Annotated in this window: 1 protein-coding gene; it reads right to left on the bottom strand. The window is 50.4% G+C overall.

Annotation, left to right across the window (positions count from 1 at the left end):
- Positions 1 to 1,297, bottom strand: a 1,297-nt coding sequence (locus TZ48_RS07515) for a VCBS domain-containing protein (protein WP_239670740.1), incomplete at both ends; no start/stop codon positions are given.

Genomic DNA, 1,297 nt, shown 5'->3' with positions numbered 1-1,297 from the left:
AGCTCCCGACTCGCCAGTGACAATCGATGGCGCGCCATTCACACCTGTGATTGTTACTATAATGGTTTGACTTACCGAGCCATCAATGGAACTGACTTGGAATACTTCATCGCGAGTCTCACCATCGCCCAGCTCTTGCACACCCGTGAGTGAGTTATCGACCGTGTACGTCCAGTTACCATTGGCATCAATAGTGAGGTTGCCCAGTGGTGACTGACCATCACCATTGTTGAGTTTGGTGACCGTGGTATTAAACAGCGCTTCACCGGCATCAAGGTCAGTAATCGTTAGACTGCCTGAGTCGGTAAGAATACCTGCGTCATCTTCCGTGACCGCACCAGGTTGGTAATTACTGATGATGGTGGGATCTTCTGTACCGTTGACCGTAACATCGATTTGATGCTCAGTGCCATCGGCGGAGGTCACGGTGAACGACTCGGTTAGACTCGTGCCCATATCCAGCGCTTGAATTTGCGGTAGGGAATTATCGACTTTATAAGTCCAGACTCCCGTTGCATCTATGGTTAAGGTGCCAAGTGTTGTGCCAACCGGAGTCGCGGTGCCTGCATTAAAGACTTCTTCGCCAGCATCGTCATCGGAAATCACTAAGGTATTGGTCGCGACGATGTTGCCATCACCATCCACCGCGACGTCTTCCTGAGCCAGAACAGAGTCGCCCGACACAATGGTTGGAATGTCGTTCACACCATTAATAGTGATGACGATATTTTGTGGGGTGCCGTCTTCACTCAAGACCTGGAACGTCTCCGTGAGTGAGTCGCCTTCCCCCAAGCCTTGAATGGTCGGGTTGGTATTATCAACTTCATAGCTCCACGCACCGGTTTCAGTAATGGTGAGCGAACCTAAAACGCTTCCAACTGGCGTCACGACCGTTTGGAACTTAGCTTCGCCAGTGTCCGTATCTGAGATTGTTAGCTGACCGTTATCTTTGAGAAGGTCACCAGTTTGAACTTCGAAGTCTTCAGTGACGCTGCCCACGGCATTGCCGCCGATAAGCGGCAAGTCGTTGGTGCCTTGAATCGTCACTTCAATGGTTTCGGTTTTTGAACCATCGATAGAAGTCACAGTAAAGCGCTCAACGCGAGTATCACCGTCACCGAGAGATTGGATCTCCTGCAGTGCATTTGAGACTTGATATGACCAGTCGCCATCCTCGGTAATCGTCAGCTCACCAAGAGGCTGCTGACCGTTGTCGTTGGATTCTTTGATGACTGTGGTGCTGAACTTGTTCTCGCCAGCATCATTATCAGTAATGGTAAGCGACAGATTATCGCCA

The organism is Vibrio variabilis (assembly GCF_003263785.1).
Taxonomy (GTDB): Bacteria; Pseudomonadota; Gammaproteobacteria; order Enterobacterales; family Vibrionaceae; genus Vibrio; species Vibrio variabilis.
This window is presented reverse-complemented; position numbering and strand designations above follow the sequence as displayed.